The sequence below is a fragment of the Streptomyces katrae genome (assembly GCF_000966975.1).
Classification (GTDB): Bacteria; Actinomycetota; Actinomycetes; order Streptomycetales; family Streptomycetaceae; genus Streptomyces; species Streptomyces katrae.
On sequence record NZ_JZWV01000315.1, the window covers coordinates 1 to 784 of the forward strand.

At 77.9% G+C, this 784-nt stretch carries 1 protein-coding gene; it reads right to left on the reverse strand.

The features are described 5' to 3' along the window. The coding region (locus VR44_RS12645; protein ID WP_045947557.1) for an AraC family ligand binding domain-containing protein at positions 1-580 on the reverse strand (580 nt) is incomplete at its 3' end. Between the last annotated feature and the right edge of the window lie 204 nt (positions 581-784).

A 784-nucleotide genomic window follows, 5' to 3' on the forward strand; every position in this document is an offset into this window, starting at 1 on the left:
CGTCCCGGGCGAGCGCGTCCACCACCGCCTCCCCGTGCCGGGACACCTCCGCCCGGGCGTAGCGCAGCGCCACCAGCAGGGCGGGCACCTGCGCCGCGGCCTCCACCTCCAGCAGAGGTCCGCCGCGCCGGGCTGCCCGGACGATCCCGTCCACCACGTGCTGCACCCCGGTGGTCCCGCTCAGCGGCACCACCGGCCGGTCCGGGGTGATGTAGCCGAGGTCGGTGTAGGCGCCGACGCCGGCGCCCGTGAAGTCGACGAAGGACTCGTCCCAGCCGCCGCCCTCCGGGTCGGGGGCGTAGTGGTGCTCGACCCCCGGCACCAGCCAGAGCAGGGCGGGAGCCGCCACCGGCTGCGCCGGCCGCCCCCCGTGGCCGAACCAGCCCCGGCCCCGGGTGAGGACGACGGCCACGTGGTGGTCGAGCACCCGGGGCCCGACGACCGGCAGCACCCCCTGCTGCACGCCCACCCCGAGGCAGACCAGGCCGAGCCGGCGGTGGACCGGGGCGGGGGAGAAGTACCGCATCCAGCTGCTGTACGCGGGCTGCTGGCTCGGGGAAGTGCACGGCGGCGTCGGCATCTGCGGATTGTGATCCAATGACCCGGACCCATCAAGAGGCCCCCGCCGGTTCAGGAGGCGGCCGGCTCCGGACCTCCGCGCAGGCCCGCCGCCAGTCCGGCCACCACCACCGCCAGGCCCAGCCACACCGCGGGGCCGGGCACCCCGCCGCCGGTCAGGGCCCCCGCCCCGGCCGCCGCCAGCGGCGCGACCCCCGTCAGCAGG